Source organism: Exiguobacterium acetylicum (assembly GCF_022170825.1).
GTDB classification, from domain to species: Bacteria; Bacillota; Bacilli; order Exiguobacteriales; family Exiguobacteriaceae; genus Exiguobacterium_A; species Exiguobacterium_A acetylicum_B.
Window position 1 is genome coordinate 2397785 of record NZ_CP081878.1, and the last position, 23125, is coordinate 2420909.

Annotated in this window: 20 protein-coding genes, 1 riboswitch and 1 other annotated feature; of the genes, 4 read left to right on the forward strand and 16 right to left on the reverse strand. The window is 46.8% G+C overall.

The window, feature by feature from the left end:
* From K6T22_RS12610 to pepV, 6 genes are all read right to left on the reverse strand, one after another.
* On the reverse strand, nt 1–801 hold the full coding sequence (locus tag K6T22_RS12610; protein WP_238237626.1) for a phosphotransferase family protein: 801 nt from the start codon (nt 799–801) through the stop codon (nt 1–3).
* Between the two features lie 51 nt (nt 802–852).
* Nucleotides 853–2967: a type I pullulanase gene (pulA, locus tag K6T22_RS12615; protein WP_238237628.1), complete on the reverse strand. Its 2115-nt coding sequence runs from the start codon at nt 2965–2967 to the stop codon at nt 853–855.
* A gap of 61 nt (nt 2968–3028) precedes the next feature.
* Nucleotides 3029–3904, reverse strand: a complete 876-nt coding sequence (locus tag K6T22_RS12620; RefSeq protein WP_238237629.1) for a hypothetical protein — start codon at nt 3902–3904, stop codon at nt 3029–3031.
* 1 nt (nt 3905) lies between these two features.
* On the reverse strand, nt 3906–4424 hold the full coding sequence (thpR, locus tag K6T22_RS12625; protein ID WP_238237631.1) for an RNA 2',3'-cyclic phosphodiesterase: 519 nt from the start codon (nt 4422–4424) through the stop codon (nt 3906–3908).
* Nucleotides 4425–4432: 8 nt separating this feature from the next.
* Nucleotides 4433–5581, reverse strand: a complete 1149-nt coding sequence (locus K6T22_RS12630) for an MFS transporter (RefSeq protein ID WP_238237632.1) — start codon at nt 5579–5581, stop codon at nt 4433–4435.
* A 60-nt stretch (nt 5582–5641) separates the two neighbouring features.
* On the reverse strand, nt 5642–7039 hold the full coding sequence (pepV, locus tag K6T22_RS12635; RefSeq protein ID WP_238237634.1) for a dipeptidase PepV: 1398 nt from the start codon (nt 7037–7039) through the stop codon (nt 5642–5644).
* A 319-nt stretch (nt 7040–7358) separates the two neighbouring features.
* Here pepV and K6T22_RS12640 point away from each other — a divergent pair, with 319 nt between their 5' ends.
* Both K6T22_RS12640 and K6T22_RS12645 read left to right on the forward strand, forming a co-directional pair.
* The gene (locus K6T22_RS12640) at nt 7359–7577 is read left to right on the forward strand and encodes a DeoR family transcriptional regulator (RefSeq protein ID WP_023469095.1); all 219 of its coding nucleotides are present in this window, start codon (nt 7359–7361) and stop codon (nt 7575–7577) included.
* A 108-nt stretch (nt 7578–7685) separates the two neighbouring features.
* Nucleotides 7686–8318 (forward strand): SDR family oxidoreductase, encoded by a 633-nt coding sequence (locus K6T22_RS12645; protein ID WP_238237635.1) that lies wholly within the window; start codon nt 7686–7688, stop codon nt 8316–8318.
* A gap of 60 nt (nt 8319–8378) precedes the next feature.
* Here K6T22_RS12645 and K6T22_RS12650 read toward each other — a convergent pair whose 3' ends face one another.
* Both K6T22_RS12650 and K6T22_RS12655 read right to left on the reverse strand, forming a co-directional pair.
* Nucleotides 8379–9098, reverse strand: a complete 720-nt coding sequence (locus tag K6T22_RS12650; protein ID WP_238237636.1) for a pseudouridine synthase — start codon at nt 9096–9098, stop codon at nt 8379–8381.
* A complete protein-coding gene (locus K6T22_RS12655) occupies nt 9085–10749 on the reverse strand; it encodes a putative polysaccharide biosynthesis protein (RefSeq protein ID WP_238237637.1) in 1665 nt (554 codons plus the stop codon). Before K6T22_RS12655 ends, K6T22_RS12650 begins: the two co-directional genes overlap by 14 nt.
* A 192-nt stretch (nt 10750–10941) precedes the next feature.
* Between K6T22_RS12655 and K6T22_RS12660 the strand changes: the two genes are divergently transcribed.
* Complete coding sequence (locus K6T22_RS12660; protein WP_238237638.1) at nt 10942–12213, forward strand: BaiN/RdsA family NAD(P)/FAD-dependent oxidoreductase; 1272 nt, start codon at nt 10942–10944, stop codon at nt 12211–12213.
* 59 nt (nt 12214–12272) lie between these two features.
* Here the strand turns inward: K6T22_RS12660 and K6T22_RS12665 are convergent, their stop codons facing one another.
* The 5 genes from K6T22_RS12665 to K6T22_RS12685 form a co-directional block, all read right to left on the reverse strand.
* Nucleotides 12273–13250, reverse strand: a complete 978-nt coding sequence (locus K6T22_RS12665) for a hypothetical protein (RefSeq protein WP_238237639.1) — start codon at nt 13248–13250, stop codon at nt 12273–12275.
* A 131-nt stretch (nt 13251–13381) separates the two neighbouring features.
* A complete protein-coding gene (gene leuS / locus K6T22_RS12670; protein ID WP_238237640.1) occupies nt 13382–15787 on the reverse strand; it encodes a leucine--tRNA ligase in 2406 nt (801 codons plus the stop codon).
* Between the two features lie 46 nt (nt 15788–15833).
* Nucleotides 15834–16056 (reverse strand) — a binding site (T-box leader).
* Nucleotides 16057–16094: 38 nt separating this feature from the next.
* A complete protein-coding gene (locus tag K6T22_RS12675) occupies nt 16095–16739 on the reverse strand; it encodes an HAD family hydrolase (RefSeq protein ID WP_238237641.1) in 645 nt (214 codons plus the stop codon).
* 93 nt (nt 16740–16832) lie between these two features.
* Nucleotides 16833–17867 (reverse strand): peptidoglycan bridge formation glycyltransferase FemA/FemB family protein, encoded by a 1035-nt coding sequence (locus tag K6T22_RS12680; protein WP_238237642.1) that lies wholly within the window; start codon nt 17865–17867, stop codon nt 16833–16835.
* A 184-nt stretch (nt 17868–18051) separates the two neighbouring features.
* Nucleotides 18052–19230 carry an MDR family MFS transporter gene (locus K6T22_RS12685; RefSeq protein ID WP_238237643.1) on the reverse strand — a complete coding sequence of 393 codons (1179 nt, stop codon included), beginning with the start codon at nt 19228–19230 and terminating at the stop codon, nt 18052–18054.
* A 127-nt stretch (nt 19231–19357) separates the two neighbouring features.
* Here K6T22_RS12685 and K6T22_RS12690 point away from each other — a divergent pair, with 127 nt between their 5' ends.
* Entirely contained in the window at nt 19358–19984 is a 627-nt protein-coding gene (locus K6T22_RS12690; RefSeq protein ID WP_283205684.1) for a tRNA 5-(aminomethyl)-2-thiouridylate-methyltransferase MnmM, read from the forward strand.
* Nucleotides 19985–20035: 51 nt separating this feature from the next.
* On the opposite strand, the gene K6T22_RS12695 is transcribed toward K6T22_RS12690, so the two are convergent.
* From K6T22_RS12695 to metK, 3 genes are all read right to left on the reverse strand, one after another.
* Nucleotides 20036–20740: a serine aminopeptidase domain-containing protein gene (locus K6T22_RS12695; protein WP_035396459.1), complete on the reverse strand. Its 705-nt coding sequence runs from the start codon at nt 20738–20740 to the stop codon at nt 20036–20038.
* Nucleotides 20741–20818: 78 nt separating this feature from the next.
* Nucleotides 20819–21307, reverse strand: coding sequence for a GNAT family N-acetyltransferase (locus K6T22_RS12700; RefSeq protein WP_053454094.1), 489 nt, complete (start codon nt 21305–21307; stop codon nt 20819–20821).
* Nucleotides 21308–21444: 137 nt separating this feature from the next.
* Nucleotides 21445–22653 (reverse strand): methionine adenosyltransferase, encoded by a 1209-nt coding sequence (gene metK / locus K6T22_RS12705; RefSeq protein ID WP_023469108.1) that lies wholly within the window; start codon nt 22651–22653, stop codon nt 21445–21447.
* 128 nt (nt 22654–22781) lie between these two features.
* Nucleotides 22782–22908: riboswitch (SAM riboswitch) on the reverse strand.
* Between the last annotated feature and the right edge of the window lie 217 nt (nt 22909–23125).

Here is a 23125-nt window from a genome sequence, read left to right on the forward strand (position 1 = left end):
TTAGTCGTTCGAGTATTCAAGTAGCTGTTCCAGGAAATGATAACTGTCGTCGACGTCTGGATGACGCATATCTTCATACCAATAAAGTGATAATACCGCTTGCGCTACGACATACCAATGCATGCGCCGTTTCAGATCACTCGTCAGGGGATGACCGTAATGTTCAAACCATTCTGGCCAAGCCGCTTCGTCCACATAACTGTATAACATCATCCCTAAATCATACGCACGATCAGCAATGATCGCATCATCCCAATCATTTAGGTAGAGCTGACCATCTGCTCCCGTCAACCAGTTATTATGATTTAAATCGGAATGACAAACGACCTGTTCATCCGTTCTGACATGTTCTAGATTTTGTTCGAGATAAACCATCGCATGTTCTACGAGGTCCGGGTTCTCTAAATCCTCTGGTTGAAAATACAAGCGACATTGTCGCAATAACTCATCCGGTTCGATCGGGCGTTGGTCAAGCTGTTGGAGCATGAACAACAATTCCTTCGAATCATGGATTTTCCCAAGCAAACGAGCCACTTCAGGACGTTCCATCATTTCCGGCTCCAATTCGTCTCCTTCAATGAACTGTTGGGCACTGATGACGTCCCCACTATAGATCCGTTTCGTCCACAATAATTTCGGGACGATTCCGTCTGCGGATAAAATCGCCAAAAACGGCGATGAATTTCGTTTTAAGAACAACTTCGATTGTCCGGTTGAAGCGATGTACGCTTCTCCTGTGATTCCACCTGCTGGCGTAAGGGTCCAGCCTTCGCCAAGCGCATCTAAAATATCTAATTCCATTATAATCCGCTCAACTTTTTTAGTAGATTTGCCTAAGGCACAATGACTATCTTAACACGTCGCAATCGTCGTTGACAACGGAAGGACTTGAATCCTGTCGACACCTTTCAGAAGCGGGTCGACCGAGGCATCATCGCCTTGTACATGCACGTTCCAACGCGAATGATCCAGTGAGACTTCAACGATTTCGCGTGTCGTATTGTAGACGATGAGCGTTCGTTGCCATGCATCATACGAGTGGACCGCTCCGAGCTCGTAGGCGATGACTCCCGGACGTAAGTCGATGAAGTGAAGCAATTCTCGAATCTGATTCGCCCGATGCAACCGGAATCCACCATGCATTCTACGAATCTGCAAAATCGTCTTAATGTACGCTACGAGAGAGAGATGCTCGTCTCGGCGCTCCCAGTCCATTCGATTGATTTCATCCGGTGCATTATAGCTGTTTTCGACCCCTTGTTTCGTCCGCAAGAACTCTTGACCTGCATGAAGAAACGGAATTCCTTGCGCAAGCAAGGCAATCGTTTGAGCAAGACGGCTCATCCGTAATAACTGTTGTTCATCTGCCTCGGGACAAGATAATTTCAATTTATCGTACAACGTATGATTATCATGCGCCTCGACGTAATTGATCGAATAGGTAGGTTCCGGAAAACGACCGTGTGTTTGATTGTCGATATGAACACTTCCCGCGATCCCGTTTCGGACCTCCCCTTCCTTCCAACCGTCTCCCGCAACGAATCCTCGGTCGAATTCACTAAACGTCGATCCTTTCAACGCATCCCGGAAGACATCATTAAAATGGGAAATTCGAGGCATTTGTGCCGCCGAGGCACTCATCGCTTTTAGTCGCTCCGGCAATGCTGTCGCAAGATCCCAGCCTTCCCCGTACACAAGAATCGTCGGATCAATCGCGTCGAGTGCCGCGCGAACCTCATTCATCGTCTCAATATCATGAATGCCCATCAAATCAAATCGAAAGGCATCAATCCGGTAGACGCGAGCAAAGTACGTCAAACAGTCGACAATCAGTCGGCGCATCATGAATCGTTCAGATGCGGTATCATTTCCAACCCCCGTTCCATTCGAGAGTGTTCCGTCTACTTCATAACGGAAATAATAACCCGGAACGAGCTGTTCGAGTGAAGAACGCTCACGAACGAACACGTGGTTCATGACGACATCGAATGTGACACGAATGCCTGCTTCATGGAGTCGCTCTACCATTTCTGCATATTCTCGGACACGAACGAGCGGTTCCACCGAACTCGCGTAACTTCCAGCTAATCCGAACCACAGCATCGGATCGTATCCCCAGTTGTACGGTGTCCGCGTTCGCTCATCGGTCGTCTCAAAAAAGTGAACTGGCAAGAGTTGTAGATGAGTAATCCCAAGATCAAGAAGATAGTCGAGTCCCGTCGCATGATCACGCGGGGAGACCGTTCCTCGTTCCGTCATACCTGCGTATTGCCCAGGATGACTCGAACCGGCTGAACGGTCGATCGTGAAATCGCGAATGTTCGCTTCATAAATGACAGCGTCAGACGGTTTGACGAACAGAGGACGCGCGACGCGCTTCGGGAACCAATTGGAGATCGTTCGCTCGACGTCAGCGATGACACCATATCGCCCATTCTCCGATATGACACTAGCGTATGGATCAACGACCTCGTATGTTCCAAGATACGTCGTCACTTCATACCGATACCAGCGCTCGGCAAGATTACGACTGAGCTCAAGATGATAGGCACCTTGCTCTTGTCGTTTCATATCGTGCCTTCCGAGCACCTGCTCTTCCTGATCGTACACGACACACACGATCCGTTCTGCGACCGGTGACCAGACAGCAAATTGAAACGCACCCGCTTCTTCCCAGACACCTAACTTCCCTTCGTAACGATACTTACGCTCAAACGCTTCCGTCCGCACTAACCGATCGGGAACGACACGGATCGACTTACCCGCTCCGAGCACCTCATACCGACATTCTAGCGCGACCGGTTCAAGAACGGTTAATTCGTAAATCACCATTTGCTCCTCACGATGCGTTTCGGTCTGTTGGATCGCAAGTGACTCTCCATCACATTCAAGCGACCAGTGGATGGACGGATTGCCTTCGACCTCGACCCGGATGCTTTGAAAAGATAGGAATTCTGCCCGCGCCACCGGTATCACAACCTCTTGATTCGTCATCTTTTTCGCAACGACAACGCCGTCGCTCCCTCCCCTACTCTTGAATTCGAAACTGTCCCTCACTTTGAATCGCCATATGAAACGGAATTGATACCGTTTCTTTTAGGATTTTTTCACACACACGCATCTGGTACGCTTTTGTATGTGTCGCTTTCGCATTCATCCGTTGCACCCAGTTAGGAAACTCGACTTTACTGACATAAGTCGTCGTCGTCTCTTTCGGAATGTGATCAAAATAACCTGAAGGAGCTAGGATGACGCGTTCGATTGGTAAGACATAATCTCGCCCGAGCACGACACGAAGAATATCTTCCGTCCGTTTTAAACCGATGTTCGGATTCAAGATTTGTTTCGGAGATGCCTTGAACGGTTGCTCTCGCCATAATTTGTCTCGCCGGATGTGGTAGATACTTTCATCACCATCGAGCCACTCCATAATATAAATCGCAGACGGACCGACAATGAATGGACTCAATTCGACTTCCCCGACTTGATATTGAATGACAGCGCGATAAAACATCGCATATTGTTCATTTAATAGATGTAGCATCTGATAGAAGTCTAAATGGCGTTTCAAGGGAATCCGCCAAATCTCATCTTCACCTGCTCCACCAGTAACGTTCAATAATTTTTGTAACTCTAGACGTTTTTTGTACCATTTATCAAATGCTCTTCGAGATAATTGTTTACCTGGAAGTTGAATGACTTCAGTTTTTTTCATTACTTGCCACCACTTTTTCGGACGGATGAGCGTCTCACCAGGAAACAACTCTCCCGCCTCCCACCTGCGATAGACGTGGGCATAATCGAGTGCCTGATGTTCACCGAATCGCTTCGTCATCTCTAGCGGATTTTTTTCAAATCGACTATCTAAGTCATATAGTTTCATCAAGATTGCGATGGGGATCACCTCATTCCTCTTTACCTAGACGAATCCGGTAAACCGGTTCATATCGTGGCGAATTACTTGGTCGTACTTCAAATAGAACGAGTTCACGAACCGTCCATTCCACTAGTTGTATTGGGCTCATCGCCCATTCATCTGCCTCAGCACGCCACTTCTTCGCAATCGTGACATGCGGAACGAATGGTTTAGTCGCATGTGGATCAATTTGATTTACTAATTGATTCAAGTCCTCCGATTCTGTTCCGAACCCAACGACGCGCGGTCGTTCGGCTCGACCAAACATGATCAAGCGATCAAATCGAAGTACGAATGGTTCGACGGTCCGCGCGATTTTCTGCAACTGCTGTTCCCACGACTGTCGTTCTTCTTGCTGCAATGGTCCAAAAAAACGAAGCGTCAGATGGTACTCTTCTTGTGTGTAGACGTTTCGAAAATAATCAGATAAAGATAATCGTCCAGCAAGCTTCGCTAACTCTTCGGAAGGAATCGGCAAGGCGACGAAAAAGTGTCGTTCTTGTCTCATCGTAGTGTTCACTCCTTCATACGACCACTGATACCATATAGAATGGCACCGAGGATACTACTACTTGTATATACCCAAAAGACGTTATAGATTGTACTTTCCTCAAGTACAAAACCACTCATCAGATTGAACAATGCTGTCGCGAGTCCCGTCGTCGTTGCCATGTATGTACTGACGGCTGTCGCGACCATCGTTTGTGGAACGAGTGACCGGACATAATCTAGAGCAACAGGTATTAGCAGACCCACAATCATTCCTTGCATTGCCGATAATATCCAGAGCATGACAATCGGAAGTTCTAACGCAATCATCGCTGTCCGAACAGCTGATAATAAGGAAACGAATACAAGGACTGGAATCGCTCCAAATCGCAACAAGAGACGCGATGCAATACGCATGAACGGGATTTCGCACAGAACGGCGACAAAGAACAAGGTTCCAACAAGCGCCGTCGTCTCTCCACGTATCGTCACGTAGCTACCAAAGTAATAGTTATTGGCAAAAATCGGTCCAAAAATCAAACTCCCACCTGCTAAGAACAACAAGAAGCGCCGATTCGAAAATAGTTGTTTTAACGGTACTTGTTGTTGATGTGAAACATGGACACTGCCTGTCTCTTCAATACCAATTAACACAAGGAAACCAAGAACCCATGCTGCACCAGTTGCGTAAAAAATCAGATCGAGTCCGCCACCCTCGGTGATTTGACCAAGAACGAAGACTGCTAAAGCAAAACCTGCTGATCCGAATAGACGCAAGGCACCGTAATCCACTTTTCGCTTTCGCGTATACTCAATCGCTAACGTATCGACGAGCGGAATATGGGCGCACTGGAACAACGCCCAGACACAAGAAATCAATAGCAACAGTAGATAAGCAGATGTTAACAAGTAACTTAATGTAAAGATTCCGGCTGCGAGCATCGCGACGAGCAACAGCCGTTTTGGCTTCCCTAGTCGATCTGCTGCGATTCCCCAAACTGGCTGGAGGAAAATCGATAGAATCGGTCCGATCGCGACGATCGTCCCGATTTCTGAAGCTGACAGTCCGAAGGCATCATTCGAGAAATAAAGCGCGAGATAGGGAATGAGTGCTCCCTGCCCAAAGAAAATAAAGAAATATAACGCTTGGAAATGATAAGTTTGACGATTTTTCACACGGAACTTCCTTTCAAGAAGCAATCCCCCCATCTTCACGATGCGGGGGATCATCAATCATTATTTTGCGAGCTCATAAATCGCTTCTGCATAGATTGCGACAGCAAGTAACAATTCATCAAAATCAACATACTCATCAACTTGGTGTGCGACTTCAGGACCACCTGGGAAGACTGGACCAAACGCAACGCCCGCTGTCAACGAACGCGCATATGTGCCACCACCAATCGCAATCAAATCCGCTGACTGGTTCGTATGGCGCTCATAGACGGCACTTAGCGTCTTGATTAATTCATGATTCGGATCGACATGGTGCGGTGTCATATGCGTCCGCGTCTGCAACTCAAAACCGTATCCTGCCGCAGCTTCTTTAATGATTTGCAAGCGTTCTGTGAAGTCTGCTGTGTAAGGATAACGGATATTGATCGACGCCGTTCCTTGTTCTTCTGCGTAACGGAAGACGCCACCATTGATCGTCAAATCACCTGTTTCGTCTGAAGCAGCAACACCAATCGCTACGCCGCGAGAATCACGGAACATATGCGTCACGAGCTGGATATAACGACGACCGTTATAATCTAAGTGAAGCGTATTGAGGAAACGAGCTAAATGTAAGGCAGCATTTTTTCCGTTATCCGGCTCCATCGCATGCGCTGCGACACCATTGACGTCAAGAATGAGACCTTCCGCTTCTTGCTTGACTGTTCCCGTTAAACCTTGTTCTTCGAGATAGGCATGGAAATCCGTTTCAAGCGTCCCCACTTCAACGACACGAAGAAGCGCTTGGGCATGTCCAGGTACCATGTTCGGACGTTCGCCACCTTCAAAACGGACGAGATGATAGCCTGTATCAGATGTCCGCGCTGGTTTTCCTTGAATCAACAACCCGTCATAGAGTCCTTTTTCCGCATTGATGATCGGGAAGTCCGCATCTGGTGCAAATCCGAGCGTTGGCATCTCTTCATGTTTGAAGTAATGATTGACACAACGCCATTCACTCTCTTCATCTCCTCCGGCAATTAGTCGGATACGTTTTGATAGTGGTAACCCAAGTTCTTTGACGATCTTCAAAGCATAATACGCTGCCATCGTCGGTCCTTTATCATCAATCGCTCCACGAGCATATAATTTCCCATCAACAAGTGTCGGATTGAACGGACCGTATGTCCAGTGATCGCCACCAGCTGGTACGACGTCTAGATGACAGAGAATACCGAGTAACTCTTCCCCTTGCCCATACTCCAAATGTCCTGCGTATCCGTCGACATTTTTTGTCTTGAATCCATCGCGTTCCCCTGTTGCGAGCATCCAATCAAGTGCGCGTTTGACTTCTTGACCAAACGGTGCGCCCTCTTCAATCGTTGATTCATCGAGCACACTCGGAATCCGCAATAGTTCTTTTAAATCTTCTAATAAGTCCTCACGACGTGCGAGTACTTCTTCTTTCCAATTCACCATCTGATTTCGCTCCTTCATTCTGGTTTGGATTCGTTTCCTATACACCTTCCTAGTATAGCGAATATTCGTTCAGATACGAACATCCAAATTCTGTTTTCTTATCTTTTCTTCTAAATGACGAACGTTCCAAATAAAAAAAACTATAATTATCGACTTTACAAACCATTTGATTATGTTTTTTCTGCAAACGTTCGGTTAAATCACTTGCAATTTAACATCAAAACGTTATACTAAAGGCGAAACAACTGGATATTGCATTGTCTTTTGTCACCCGAAGCTTTAGAACACTATTCTATCCATTGGGGGAGTGGTTATACCAATGAAAGATTCTACAGACCGTATGTTGACCCGGATTAAATCGATTTATCTCTACATCCAAGAGAACGGAGCTACTACGACAGCAGAGTTGGTTGAAGAGTTTGGCATCACTTCAAGGACCGTCCAGCGGGATTTGAACGTGCTTGAATACAACAATCTCATTGTGAGCCCTCGACGCGGTACATGGACGTCGAGCAAGAAACAAAAGCAAGCGGGTTGATCCACTGTTTCACTCTATTTATCTTTCGATGACGCGATTCTTCGCGTCTTTTTTTGTTATCTTTTTTAAAACGTGGGGTATAGCTATTGGGAGAAGGAGTTGAGGAGAATGAATATTTTAATCATTGGAGCAAACGGAACAACTGGACGAAAGATGGTCGAATTGATTGCTAAACAAGGCGATCATCAAGCAATTGCTGTCGTACGGGAAGAAAATCAAATCAACGATTTGATCGCACTCGGTGCATCAGAAGTCAGACTTGGGGATTTGACGAAGGATGTTAGTGGTGTCGTCAGTAATGCGGACGTTGTCATCTTTGCAGCCGGCGCTGGTGGTGCATCTGACGAATTGACGCGAGCAGTTGATAAGGAAGGTGCGATTAAAGTAATCGATGCTGCAAAAGCAAACGGGATCGATCGTTTCTTGATGCTCAGTTCGGTCGGCACAGAAGAACCAAAAGGCGAACTAAAAGTATACCTCGAATCAAAAGCAGCAGCTGACGCACACCTACAAGAGAGTGGACTCGACTATACAATCGTCCGTCCTGGTCCACTCAGCTATGATGACCCAGTAGGTACAGTCGAAACAAAAGAACATTTCGATTCGTACGAAGACCGTAAAGTCTCTCGTGATGATGTGGCGGCACTATTCGTACACTTGATTGATCAACCAACCCAATCTCGTGTATTCGAAGTACTCAGTGGTCCTTATCCAATCGCAGAAGCATTGCGTAATCAATAAGTGACGCCCATAACAAAAGGCGATGGAATGTATGCTCATTCCATCGCCTTTTCGTTTTGCTTATTCAGGTTGCCAATCAAATAACGACAGTTCGTCTTGTGTCAATTCACGGTAATCCCCGAGTGCAAGTGCCGGGTCGAGTTCTAAACGACCGATTGAACGTCGCTTCAAGAACGTGACCTCTTTCCCGAGCGCAAGCATCATCCGCTTGACTTGGTGGAACTTCCCTTCTGTAATCGTCAATTCAAGTGTTGAATCTGTCTCCGTCGTTGATAAGATGACGAGTTTACCCGGTTTAGCTTGGTAGCCATCTTCTAACGTGACGCCTGCCGCAATCGCCTCGACGTCCTCTTGCGTCAACACACCTGTCACTTCCGCGTAATACGTTTTTTCGACGTGCTTCTTCGGTGACATCAAAGCATGATTGAACGATCCATCGTTCGTGAGTAACAACAATCCCTCTGTGTCTTTATCGAGTCGTCCGACCGGAAACGGTTTGAAATATGTTACGTCTTCAAACAACAGATCGATGACCGTCTCATCCCGTTTATCCTCCGTAGCACTGATGACTCCTGGTGGTTTATTCATCATCAAGTAGATGTATTTTTGATACGTGACCGGTTCACCGTACATCAAGACATGTTGTGTCTCGACATCGACATGTTGTTTGGGATCGCGAACGATCTCACCATCGACTTGAATTGCCCCTGCTTTTAGCAAAAGTTTTACTTCTTTTCGGGAGCCTGCCCCCATGTTGGATAATAATTTATCTAGACGCATGACTTCGTCCTCGTTTCAATGAAATTTTACGTCCTAATACGACTTCTGCTAAGCCACTCCAGATTGAAATCCCTGCAAAAATCACGATTCCGACTGCTGCACCAATGATCAGGATCAACAAAGATGCCCATGTCGTCTCTGGTAAGAAGGACACCATACCCCACTTGACGAGTGCAACACCTGCTCCCATCAACGCACTGATGATTAGAATCAACGATGTCCGGCGCAGAACAGTACTGAACGGGAATTTGATCGTTTGTGTAATCCGGAAGAACATTAAACCCGTCGCAACAAGATAGCCGATGATCGTTGCATAACCGGCACCCGTTCCATCACCTGTCAAATGAATCAATGGCGCATTCAGGAGATATTTCGCGAGTAATCCAGCGAGCGTCGCAACAATCGTAAAATACTGACGGTTAATCCCTTGAAGGACTGCTGCCGTAACGGAATACAATGCGAGGAATAACGCACTCGGTGCATAACTTAACAGATACACCCATGCCGCTTGATCTTTTGGGAAGAGAACATGGAACGTTTCTTCACTCAATAGAATCATTCCGACGACTGCCGGAATCGTCACGAAGAAGACGAGTTGATAAATCTGCGAAATTTGAGCACGTACCTTCCGCATGTCTCCTTGTGTGAAGGACGCTGTCAACAGTGGTGTCGCAGATAATGATAATCCCGTTGCAACCGAGACCGGAATCAAGACGATTTTATGACTATCCGCAATCAGATAGGCAGTTGCGTTCCCGGCAGCCTCAAGCGTATAACCAATGCTTTGTAACGCAGCATTCATCGTATTCTGGTCGATGACTTGATAAAGCGGTGTCGAAAGTCCGACCATGACGATTGGAATCGCATACGTCAATAATTCCTTATACAGATCCGTTAACGGGCGATCCGGCGAACGGACGGTTTGGGTAGCACGAAGTTCCTGCAAACCACTTGCACGTTTGCGGAAATAATAGATAAGAACCGCAACACTACCAATCGCGCCGATGAAGGCACTGAACGTTGCGATCGTCGCAGCAAATGCTGCACCTGAATCAAATAAATAGATTGCGATACTGACTCCTGCAAGCAAGAAGATAATTCGAACGATTTGTTCTAAAATTTGTGAAATCGCTGTCGGTCCCATCGATTGATAGCCTTGGAAGTAACCTCGCGTCATACTCATCGGTGGAATCAAGAGTAAGGCGAAACTCACGCCTCGAATCGTCATCGTGACGGCATCGACGTATGCCGCTGAGTCAACGTCACCGCCCGGAATTGCCCGGTGCGCTAAATAAGGTGCAAGGAAGAATAACGCCAGGAAGGAGACAATCCCGGTCAAGGACATGATTTTCAGACCAGACCGATACAATCGTTCACTCGTATCATATTCGCCTAACGCGTTATATTTGGCGACGAATTTTGAGACAGCGACGGGAATCCCCGCTGTCGCGAGACCAATCATGATCGCATAATAGTTGTAGGCATACGTATAGAACATGATGCCTGTCGCACCGACCATGAACTGAAACGGAAAGAGATAAATCAAACCCAGTGCGCGGGAAATCAGTGACGCACCGGACAGGAGCATCGTTCCACGAACGAAACCTGAATTGCCGGAAGAAGTAGACTGCTTATTACTGACTGTGGACATGGTAACATCCCTCACGCTTTCTAATTTTTAAACTCGACACTCTAATCGTGACTGTCTCATTATACAAGTTCTCTCGTACACAATTGCAAATCATTATACCGCTGTCTTTCTCGAATTGAAAGAGACGGTTTGTTTACAGTCGCAACTTCTGCTAAAGTGAAACAAGCAGAATTCTATGAATGAGGTGACCATATGTACGATGTAATCGTAATCGGAGGCGGACCGAGTGGCTTGATGGCGACGCTCGCTTCTTTACAAGCCGGAGCTCGAACACTCCTGCTTGATAAAGGGAATAAATTAGGTCGTAAGCTTGCGATCTCTGGCGGCGGACGTTGTAACGTCACGAACCGAAAACCACTCGACGAGCTTGTCCAGTCGATTCCAGGAAACGGACGTTTCCTTTATAGTGCTTTTTCTCAATTTAATAATGAATCAATCATTGAGCTCTTCGAAGGGTTTGGTGTTGCACTCAAAGAAGAGGACAACGGTCGAATGTTCCCTGTCTCGGATAAGGCAGCAGACGTCGTCCGTGTCTTGATTGATCAAATCCGCGCGCATGGCGCTGAGATTCAAACGGATGCACAAGTCGCAACACTCGACTTCCACCCGGACGGTTCGTTTGCGGCTGTCATCCTAGAAAACGGTATGCGTCTTGAAGCGAAAAGCTGTATCGTCGCGGTTGGCGGACAATCCGTTCCCCATACCGGTTCGACAGGTGACGGCTATCCATGGGCAGAAAAAGCGGGTCATACGATCACAGAACTTTTCCCAACAGAAGTACCGATTTTATTAGGGGATACGTTCATTCACGAAAAAACATTACAAGGACTCTCTCTTAGAGACGTCGCTTTAACGGTTCATGGTAAAAAAGATAAACCGATCAAGACGCACACGGGTGATCTCCTCTTTACGCACTTCGGTTTGAGTGGTCCGATCGCCTTACGGTGTAGCCAGTATACGATTAAGGAGCGCAAACGATCGAAGGAAACAATCGTCCATTTATCAATCGATCTCTTCCCGGATGAATCACTTGGTGCGTTAACAGAACGCTTTCAAGCAGCACTTGCAGCAAATCCGAAGAAAACGGTTCGCAATGCCCTCCGTGGATTCGTACCAGAACGCCTTCTTGAACTTCTCTTTGCTCGCATCGGCTTTGGTGATGAAGTCTGCACACAAGTGAAGAAACAGGACTGGACGGACTTCTTGCAACAATTGAAACGGTTCCCACTGAAAGCAACGGGAACACTCGATTTCGATAAAGCTTTCGTCACGGGTGGTGGTGTCTCGATCAAAGAGATTGATCCAAAAACGATGATGTCGAAAAAGGCGGAACGATTATTCTTCGCTGGCGAAATCCTCGATATCCATGGCTATACAGGTGGTTACAACATTACAGCCGCATTCGTGACCGGGCATTGCGCCGGTAGTCACGCAGCAGAGATGGCACGTGACGCTGTCTCTTAATATGAACAAGACCCGACTTCTCTACTACATAGAGGAATCGGGTCTTTTCGTATTATGCTTTAATCAATCGGTGTGAACGATCGGCTCGAGAATTTATCCGTGACGACTAAGGCGAACAACTCATTATCCTGTACGAAGATCCCTTTTGAACCATATACCTTCGGACTGGCTGTCTCCCCTGTGATCGTCTGATCCTTCCGATCAATCGAGTAAAGATAGAGTGCTTCTGAGTCTAGCGTATAAATTCGACCCTGCCGCTCTGCGAGACCAATCGGACGGAACTCGGATGCGAATGATTTCTTCGCATCATTTCGCATCCCATCTGCTGCTTCGATCTTATCTCGTTTGATGACCGATAAATAAGGCGGTTTCTGTTTTTTCTTTAAAGCACGCTTTTTCTTCTCTGAAGCGTCTGGATCAATCTTGATTTCATCCTCTTTCATCGCAAAGTACGTTAACTCAACACGTCCAAGCGAGCGAATATGATTGATTGTATAGAATTCTTTTTTCTTCGCGTCATACCCGAGACCATGGAAACTGTCCCGAATCGTCGTTCCTTGCACTTTTTCACGTTTTTCCTCGCTCCAGACACCATCTTTTCGCGTGATTGTGACCAGAATCTGATTCGATGTCAGCAATGCGACTGTCTCCCCGTCAACGAGGGTCATTCCGTCAAGACCAGCGAGCAATAACTTTCCTTCTTCCAACTGGAAAGATGCATTAATACGTTCCCCGGTTCCACTAATTTCAAAGAAACGGTAATCGTCTGTTACGACGAGATACGAACCAATGGAATCATCATATAACATCTGTTGAACATTTTTGATTAACGGCTCTTCTGGATTCGGAATGGCTGAAGGCGTTTTCGGTGGCACCTGTTTCACGGCTGCCTGATGCTTCGATTGCGTCTCGATCTTCGCGAACGTTTCCTGAATACGTGACATCGTCTCTGGTTTTGAGAAGACGAGCAAAACACAGAGGATCAGACCCGAAACGACAGCAAAGATCGTTGTATAGACTATATAAGATCGTTTCATTGATGGTAATCGCCTTTCTTTCTCGGTTTCTGATTCAGTGTAGCAGAAGGACGTTCAAAAAAAAAGCGGACTTGCGACGGAAATGAAGAAACCCCTTCCACGCACGTCAAGTGAATGAAAGGGGTTATGGCTTAGTTCGCCACGATATTGATCAATTTTTTCGGTACGACGATGACTTTACGAACCGTCTTGTCGCCGATCCATTCTTGTGTTTTTTCATCAGCAAACGCAAGTGCTTCGATTTCTTCTTTTGTCGCATCGATATTGATTTCAATTTTCGAGCGAACTTTTCCGTTCACTTGAATAACGAATTCCATCGTATCGCTGACGAGTTTCGATTCATCGAATGTTGGCCATGCCGCATACGTCAACGTCTCTTCAAATCCAAGCTGTTCCCAGAGTTCTTCACCAAGGTGTGGTGCGACCGGTGTTAACAACTGAATGAATCCACGAAGGAAGTGACGTGGAAGGACTGGTTGTTTGTTTGCTTCATTGACGAAGACCATGAGTTGCGAAATGCCTGTGTTGAACTGAATGTTCGCGAAGTCTTCCGTGACCTTCTTGACTGTCTGGTGGTACGTTCGTTCAAAGTCAGCATCGACTTCCGTAACGTCTTGAATGTCCGCTGTCCGCTCGAACAAACGCCAGACGCGATCGAGGAAACGACGTGCACCATCAAGACCGTTTTCAGACCAAGAAACTGATGCATCCAGTGGTCCCATGAACATTTCGTAAAGACGCAATGTATCGGCACCATGTGATTTGACGATTTCATCCGGATTGATGACGTTACCGCGTGATTTCGACATCTTCTCGTTGTTTTCTCCAAGAATCATTCCTTGGTTGTATAACTTTTGGAATGGCTCTTTTGTTGGCACGACACCTGCATCATATAAGACTTTATGCCAGAAGCGCGCATACAATAAGTGAAGAACGGCGTGTTCCGCTCCACCGATATAAATGTCGACCGGGAGCCAGTATTTTAATTTTTCTGGATCTGCAATCGCTTCTTCATTGTGTGGATCGATGAAACGAAGGTAGTACCAGCAGCTTCCACCCCATTGTGGCATTGTGTTCGTCTCGCGACGCCCTTTCATCCCTGTTTCAGGATCCGTATAATCCAACCAATCTTCCGCAAGCGCAAGTGGTGATTCGCCAGTACCAGACGGTTTGATTTCCGGAATGATTGGAAGTTCAAGAGGTAATTCCTCTTGACTTAGCGTTTTCATCGAACCATCTTCCATATGAACGACTGGAATCGGCTCACCCCAATACCGTTGACGACTGAATAGCCAGTCACGAAGGCGATACGTGATTTTTTTACGACCAACTTGGTTCGTTTCGAGTTCAGCAATCATCGTCTCGATTGCTTCTTGTTTTCCAAGCCCATCGAGCATGTGTGAATTGACGTGTTCGCCCTCTCCTGTGTAAGCTGCTTCATCAACGTTTCCACCTGCGACAACTTCAACGATTGGTAAGTCGAACTGTTTCGCGAATTCATGGTCACGCTCATCATGTCCTGGAACAGCCATGATCGCCCCTGTTCCGTAAGAAGCAAGGACGTAATCAGCAATCCAGATTGGAAGACGATCGCCTGAAATCGGATTGACAGCGAAAGCACCTGTGAAGACGCCTGTTTTTTCCTTCGCTAAATCCGTCCGCTCAAGATCAGATTTCGTTTGAACTTGCGCGATGTACGCATCGACTGCTTCTTGATGATCAGCTGTTGTGATGTCAGCTACGAATGGGTGCTCTGGCGCAAGCACGAGGTACGTCGCACCGAAGATCGTATCCGGACGTGTCGTAAAGACCGTGACTTGTTTTTTATGTCCGTCAATCGTGAAATCAATTTCAGCACCTTCTGATTTCCCGATCCAGTTCCGTTGCATCTCTTTGACAGAATCCGGCCAATCGAGGTCATCGAGATCATCAAGAAGACGATCTGCATATTCCGTGATTTTTAAGACCCATTGACGCATCGGAACGCGAACGACCGGATGATTTCCGCGTTCGGATAATCCGTCGATGACTTCTTCATTCGCAAGAACGGTTCCAAGTGCTGGGCACCAGTTGACTGCGACTTCGTCGACGAACGCAAGTCCTTTTTCGTATAACTTCGTAAAGATCCACTGTGTCCATTTGTAGTACTTCGGATCCGTCGTGTTGATTTCACGATCCCAGTCATACGAGAATCCAAGTTCTTTTAACTGACGCTTGAACGTCTCAATGTTTTTCGCTGTGAATTCACGTGGATCGTTTCCTGTGTCGAGAGCATATTGCTCTGCCGGTAATCCAAACGCATCCCATCCCATCGGGTGAAGGACGTTGTATCCTTGCATCCGTTTCATTCGTGCGAGAATATCCGTTGCTGTGTAGCCTTCCGGGTGACCGACGTGGAGTCCAGCACCTGACGGATACGGGAACATATCAAGGGCGTAAAACCCTTCTTTTTCTGGATCTTCTGTCGTGACGAAGGCGTTGTCTTGATCCCAACGCGCCTGCCATTTTGGTTCGATTTCACGATGATTGTACGGCATGTCTTTTCCTCCTCTAATCTAAAAAAACCGGTCTTCCGCCCCTAAGAAAAGGGACGAAAGACCGGTTTGGCTTCCGCGGTACCACCCACGTTGTCTGTCTATGACAGACCGCTTGATTCACGGATAACGGTGTGAAAAACCGGATTCGCTACTACGACTTCACGAATCGTGCTCCCTGACGAGTTCACGGTTGTTACCGACTGGTTCGCACCTTCCACCAGCTCTCTTGACGGCACCTTTCCCCTACTACTTCAGTTCCATGCATTTGACTATCTTTTCCTAGTGTAATCTGTTTCTTCCTCAAGCGTCAACGCTTCCGTAAAATTTCCTCGATTTCTGCGTGCGATCGCGCTACATGATCTGCTTGTTCTAAGCGTTGCATCGGCATCCGGTCATCAAGAAGTGCAATGACCTCCATTCCCGCTGCCTTCGCACCGATCATCCCGTTCGCAGCGTCTTCAATGACGAGACAATTCTCAGGCGCATGTCCGATGCGTGATGCTGCTAGCCGAAAAATCGCAGGATCTGGTTTGGAACGGACGACCTCTTCCCCGCTGACATAGTGCCTGATCGGAAGCTCATAATGACGGATGACACGTTCGATCTTTTGAAGCGAACTCGAGGAGGCGATGCCGATGTCATAACCAAGAGCTACAGCTTGTTCGATGACTTGTTTGACGCCTTCTTTTAATCCACACTCTTCCGGTTTTGCGTGGATTTGAAATAACCGATGTTCTTCTTCAAGTAACGCACTGGCTGTTTCTTGTAGCTGATGTTCAGTGACGAGTTCTTCCCACATCTCATCACCTGTTTTTCCCATGAACGTCGCATATTGAACCGGGTCGAGTGGAATCGATAATGTGTTAAACATCTGCTGATGGACCTCGAAGTAGCGAATTTCACTATCTAAGATGACACCGTCCATATCAAAAATCAGACCGCGTTTTTTCATGACACATCCTCCTTTAGTCGCTTTTCTGATATCAGCATATCAAAAAAACGACTACACGATGTAGCCGTTTCGCTGTCTTCATTTAGATATTGTTTAACTTGTCGCCATCTGGACACTGGTTTGTCGGTAAGCTGGAAAATAATCAGAATCAGCATCTGATCCGTATCGTGCACATAACTGATCGTATATGGCTGGTTGAAGGATGGATTTTCCTTGGTGATACTCAAATAGGCGATATCCGGTATAACGGCATTTACTCTCAAAGAGACTATCCCGTTCTTGGTATCCACCTCCAAGATGTTGCTCGACAAGACCACGCGCTTTCGCTTGAAGAATCGCTTCATACTCAAGCCGCTGATTCGGAAACACTTTCGCTTCGTCTCGCTTACAACCGATCAAATGACCATGGGCGTATTCGTTTCCAAGCAATACGAAATATCCACCAATCGGTTCGCCATCGATTTCAGCAATCAATAGTAGTGGCTCACAAAGTGGATTCACTTCAAATAATTGCTCAAAATAACTTGCCGTAAAATAGTAATGAGCTGAAGCGTTCTTCCGGTCCATCGTTTCATGATATAACGCTAAAAAAATAGGCAAATCTTCTTTTGTTCCTGTTCTAACAGTTAACGGTGAAGCGAGCGACTTCCGAATCATACTTCTCGTTTTCTTATGAAACGTCTGCATGATTTCTTCTAGTGTGGGGCGTAAATCAATGCTCGTCGTATGACGAATGAAAGAAACTTTTGTCCAGTCCTGCATGAATCGTTCATTGCCCGTCAACGGATTAAAGCGAATCATTTCCGAAACGATGGACTCTTTTTCCGCCCATCTTTCAAACAATCGACGTGCATGCTGAATCTCTGTTGCAGTTAAGCAACCGACGATTTCAGGTCCACCGTAACCATAAGGCGTAATGAGATCCGAATAGGATGTATCAAAAATGCGACGTTTTAAAAAAGGATAAAACAGCGTTCCTGCATGACCTTCATAAAGGAATAACACGGCTTGTTCAGACGGTCTAGCGTTGAGCGTGACGTATTGGTGACTGTAGAAGATATCAAGCGGCTGTTGCTGTACCTGTGTCGACCAAGTTGCGGCATCTGTGATGAATTGACACCTTTCCATTCGTGCACCTCCAGTCAAAAAGAAGCAACGTTCACATGACCTTTCTTTTTCAAATCCTTGATTAAAAACTACCCGTTTCTCTACCGAAATATTCCATATTAATAAATGTTTGTTTTATAATTTTTGACTTTATTGTGTAACAAAATAGACAGCGGACATTGATCCGCTGTCTTTTAAATGACGCTTACGATGTAATTTTGGGAATGGCACGAAGGAAGACCACACCCGCTAACAAAATCAATCCAATCAATGTCAGGAAGACCGCTGACATACCGGATAAATCGTAGATTAATCCTCCAACGGTCGGACTAATCATCCGTCCCGCTGAAGCAGCGATATTGACGTACCCTTGGAACTCGCCTTCTTTTCCGATTGGCGCAAGTCGCGCAGCCATGGCTGGGACAGCTGGCCAGATGAACATCTCACCAATCGTCAGGATGATCATCGCTACGAGGAACATCTTAAATCCTCCGGCGAACGGAACAATCAGATAAGACAAGAGGAAAATCCCTGTACCTGTCATCAGTTGTCGTTTCAAGTCGTCACCAAACCAACGCAAGATTGGAGTGAGCAGTGGTTGCGCAAAGACGATGAGTGCTCCATTGATCGTCCAAAGAATCGAGTACTCGGAAATCGTGACACCGAGTGATTTCGTATGGACGGCAAACGTGCCTTGCCACTGTACATACACGAACCAAAGTAAGGCATAACCAATCGAGACGAGCAACATCGTTCGCGCTGCACCGCGTGCGAGTGGTGTCCGTGTCGTTTCAGTCTCGTCATGTGTTGTATGCATCCGTGCTGGTGCCTGAATCCAAGACAAGCCGATGAACAAAATGATAGCAAACGCGATATACAGTACGAGGTTGGCAATGAAGATGTACTGAATCGAGAAGGCAGCAATTTGACCACTGACAGCCGTCCCGAGGGCTACACCGACGTTTTGGGCGACATAGATCGCGTTAAAGGCACGGCGTCCACCTTCTGGCCAGATGACACCCGTCATCGCATAAATCGTCGGGAAGACCATCCCGCCGACGAATCCGATTAGACCAAGCATCGCGACGTATCCGACATACGTCTGATGAAACAACAATAAGCCGACGGAAGACAAGACAAGTCCGATGACACTGATGACGAGCGTTTTTTTACCACCGAGGCGGTCAAACGCCTTCCCCCCTAAGTAGTTTCCGACGATTGCGAGTGCCGAGTTGACGAACAACGCCATCCCTGCTTTCGTCATCGACTCCCCTAAATATTCATGAATATATAATGTATTAAACGGCCATAAAAAAGAGGATCCCGTCGTATTAATTGCCATCGCAAGGACGAGGATCCAGACCGCTTTTGGTAATTTTGGCATACCCGTGGTCCTCCTATTTCATTCTCAACCTTGCCACTTTACGCAATCCGTCCCCTCCCTGTCAAGCCACTTCACTTTTCGTCAATGATTCAAAAGATGGTATAATGCAAGAGGAATCATACACACGATGATCATATACGAAAGAGAAAAACAGACCATAGGAACAGGAGTCTATGCCATGCCACTTGCCCGTGTACTACCTTATACAAAACAATTGCTCGAGTCCGTCATCGAACGTGGAGACTGTGTCGTCGACATGACTGCTGGAAATGGACACGACACACAGTTCTTAGCAGAATGCGTCGGTCCAGAAGGTCGAGTCCTTGCGTTCGATGTTCAAGCACAAGCCATCGAGGAATCGACACGTCGTTTAGACGAAGCCAAAATGTTAGAGCGTGTCGATCTTTATCACGAAAGTCACATCCATGTCGGTGCCCGTCTATCAGACGAACGACGCCCTGTCCGTGCCGGTGTCTTCAATCTTGGATATCTTCCCGGAAGCGATAAGTCGATCACAACGACAGGTGAAGAGACGCTTGAGGCGCTTGACGCCCTTCTCCCGGTCCTTGCTCCTGGTGGTCTCGTCGTCCTCGTCGTCTACCATGGTCACCTCGAAGGAAAACGAGAACGCGACGCTGTACTTGATTACGTGACGGCCCTTGACCAACAAGATTACGCTGTCCTTCAGTACCGCTTCTTGAATCAACAGAATCACCCACCGTTCATCATCGCGATTGAGAAAAAAGTCCGCTGACGATAGAAACGAAAAAAAGTGATGGTTTCCGCTAAGGAAACCATCACTTTTTCACTCTTCGACTAATTTAAAGAACAGCATCAATTTCTCCGCAAATCGAGTATTCAATCGTTCGAAGCTGAAATGCGGAAAACCATGTAGGCGTTGTAAGTAAATCTGATCGCCACCCATTTTCCGGCATACTTCGAGCGTCAACTTGACGTCTGCGAACTGATCGTCCGGTGCATAAAAACAGGCTAAGTTGACACGAGGTAATTTTTTTCGCTCCTCGTCATGCACGACGATTTCCTCTTCGATTTCTCGATATTGTGCATACGTCAACTCACCGATTCGAACGGTATCCTCCGTACTTTGGCCAAACGGCAATGTACCGAGTGGCGCATCAGGACGGAAACGATCAAACGCACTCGCGAAAACTTGTTTGACACCCCCGAGTTGTTTTGACGGATGCCAATCAAACAACGGTGAAATGAACGCAAGGCTTGCGACTGGTAATTCATATTCTTGCAATAGACGATTGACGACGAGTGCGCCCATGCTACAAGCAACGATATGAATCGGTAGCTTTCGTTTCCCGGCTTCGCGTAATGCTTCTTTCAATAATTGACCATGCTCTTCAAACGAGATGCGACGTGGGGCGTCGACGAGTAACACTTCATACTCTCGTTCGAGTACCCGAATCAAGGCTTCGCTCGGACGGGCACGTAATTGCAATGGATAGACTAATACGATGATTCCTGTTGGTTGTTCAACCACAAACTCACCTCTTCACTTCATACTTCCTTTTCACGATACTTTACTTCAGACGCATACGAAACCGTCCCAAGACGGATTTCACGACGCGATATGGCGAAGTCGAATGACAGACTCTGCTTGACCAAAGACTTCTTCTGTCATCTCACTCAGTTCCTCAAAACCGAATGAGGTCAAGAACTGACGCGCTTTATAGTTACGTGCCTCCACGTAGACTTCGAGTGGGACGGCTCCTTGTCGTTCGAGTTCACGAATCAAACGTCGCCCTATCCCGTTTTGCTGATATTTTGGCAAAACGTAGAGACGAATGATCTCCCATGTTCCCTCGACATCAACAGCATGAATGAATCCGACGACTTCCTCATCGATGATTCCGACATAAAAATACTCTCCCCGTGCTTCTTCCGCCGTCCGGATCGCACGAACGACCTCTTCCTGCGGATACGCTTCCTGCACGAAATGAGCTTTCGAGCGTTCGGAATAGATTTCTTCATACGTATCCAACCAGGATGTGATGGCGATATCATGAATACGTCCTGCATCAGCTGGAATAGCTTCGCGTATTTCCATAATCGGAACCCCCCTTTTTATTCATACGAATTGACTCATGTACTTTTACCCTCTTCTAGAAAAAACATTCGTCTCCTGCAAAGTTCCGTGGAAACAAAAAAGTCCGGAAACCCTCTGAGGATTTCCGGACGTGTTGCTTATGCGAAGCGTTTTGCTTGTTCTTCAAGAACTGCTGCTTTATCTGTTTGCTCCCATGGAAGCTCAACATCTGTACGACCGAAGTGACCGTATGCAGCTGTTTGACGATAGATCGGACGACGGAGATCAAGCATGTTGATGATTCCAGCCGGACGAAGATCGAAGTTTTCAGCAACCAATTCGACGAGTTGTGCTTCAGGAAGTTTTCCTGTGCCAAATGTATCAACCGCGATTGATACTGGGTGTGCGACACCGATTGCGTACGCGAGTTGAACTTCTGCTTTGTCTGCAAGACCTGCAGCAACGAGGTTCTTCGCGACGTAACGTGCTGCGTATGCAGCTGAACGGTCGACTTTTGTTGGATCTTTACCAGAGAATGCTCCACCGCCGTGGCGTGCGTATCCACCATACGTATCAACGATGATCTTACGACCCGTTAATCCAGCATCTCCTTGTGGTCCGCCGATGACGAAACGACCAGTTGGGTTAATGAAGAATTTCGTTGCTGCGTCGATGTATTCAGCCGGGATGACTGGTGTGATGACGTGTTCTTTCAAGTCAGCTTGGATTTGCTCAAGCGTAACTTCTTCCGCATGTTGTGTCGAGATGACGATCGTATCGACACGAACCGGCTCGTTGTTTTCGTTGTATTCGACCGTGACTTGTGTTTTTCCGTCCGGACGAAGGTAGTCGAGTTGACCGTTTTTACGCACTTCTGCCAAACGGCGTGCGAGACGGTGCGAAAGTGAGATTGGAAGTGGCATGAGTTCTGGTGTTTCTTTCGTTGCATAACCGAACATGAGACCTTGGTCTCCTGCACCGATTGCATCGATTTCTGCATCAGACATGCTACCTTCACGTGCTTCAAGCGCTTGGTCAACACCAAGAGCGATATCTGCTGATTGCTCATCGATTGATGTCAATACAGCACACGTATCTGCGTCAAAACCGTATTTCGCGCGTGTGTAGCCGATTTCACGAATCGTTTCACGAACGACTTTTGGAATGTCGACGTAAGTTGATGTCGTGATCTCACCTGCAACGAGAACGAGACCTGTTGTAACAGAAGTTTCTGCTGCAACACGTGCGTTTGGATCCGCTGCGAGGATTGCATCAAGAATTGAATCCGAAATTTGGTCACAGATTTTATCTGGATGACCTTCAGTGACTGACTCCGACGTGAATAGTCGGCGATTAAGGTTTGTCATGTATGACCCTCCCAAAAAAGAATTTGACGGTGTACTCATTTCCCCTAGTTGAGTGGGACGGTAAAATGAAAAAAACCTTTCCAAGTCCAAAAAATGGTCAGGGAAAGGTTGTGCGTTCTTCCTTTACCCTCTTATCGTTCGAAGTGTTTACTTCGCTTCAGGAGAGCACCTTTTCCCTCATTAATATGTGAATTAATGTAGGACGGTTGCCGGGTTTCTTCGGGCCTTGTTCCCTCCACCTGCTCAGAATAAGAGTATCCGTTACGAATTACATGATATAAAGTTGTACCTACTCTGTCAAGCAAGGTTTCAAATTCTAGTCGAAACTTTTTGAAAGAGATGTTAAACTGTTAGTGCTGAAAGCGTTTCCAGATAAATAGAAATCAGCACGAGAAAATGATTGCTCTCTCTTTAGTATGTCATATATAATGAATGTGTCATACTAAATACAGTGAGCCAAAACCAACGTAGG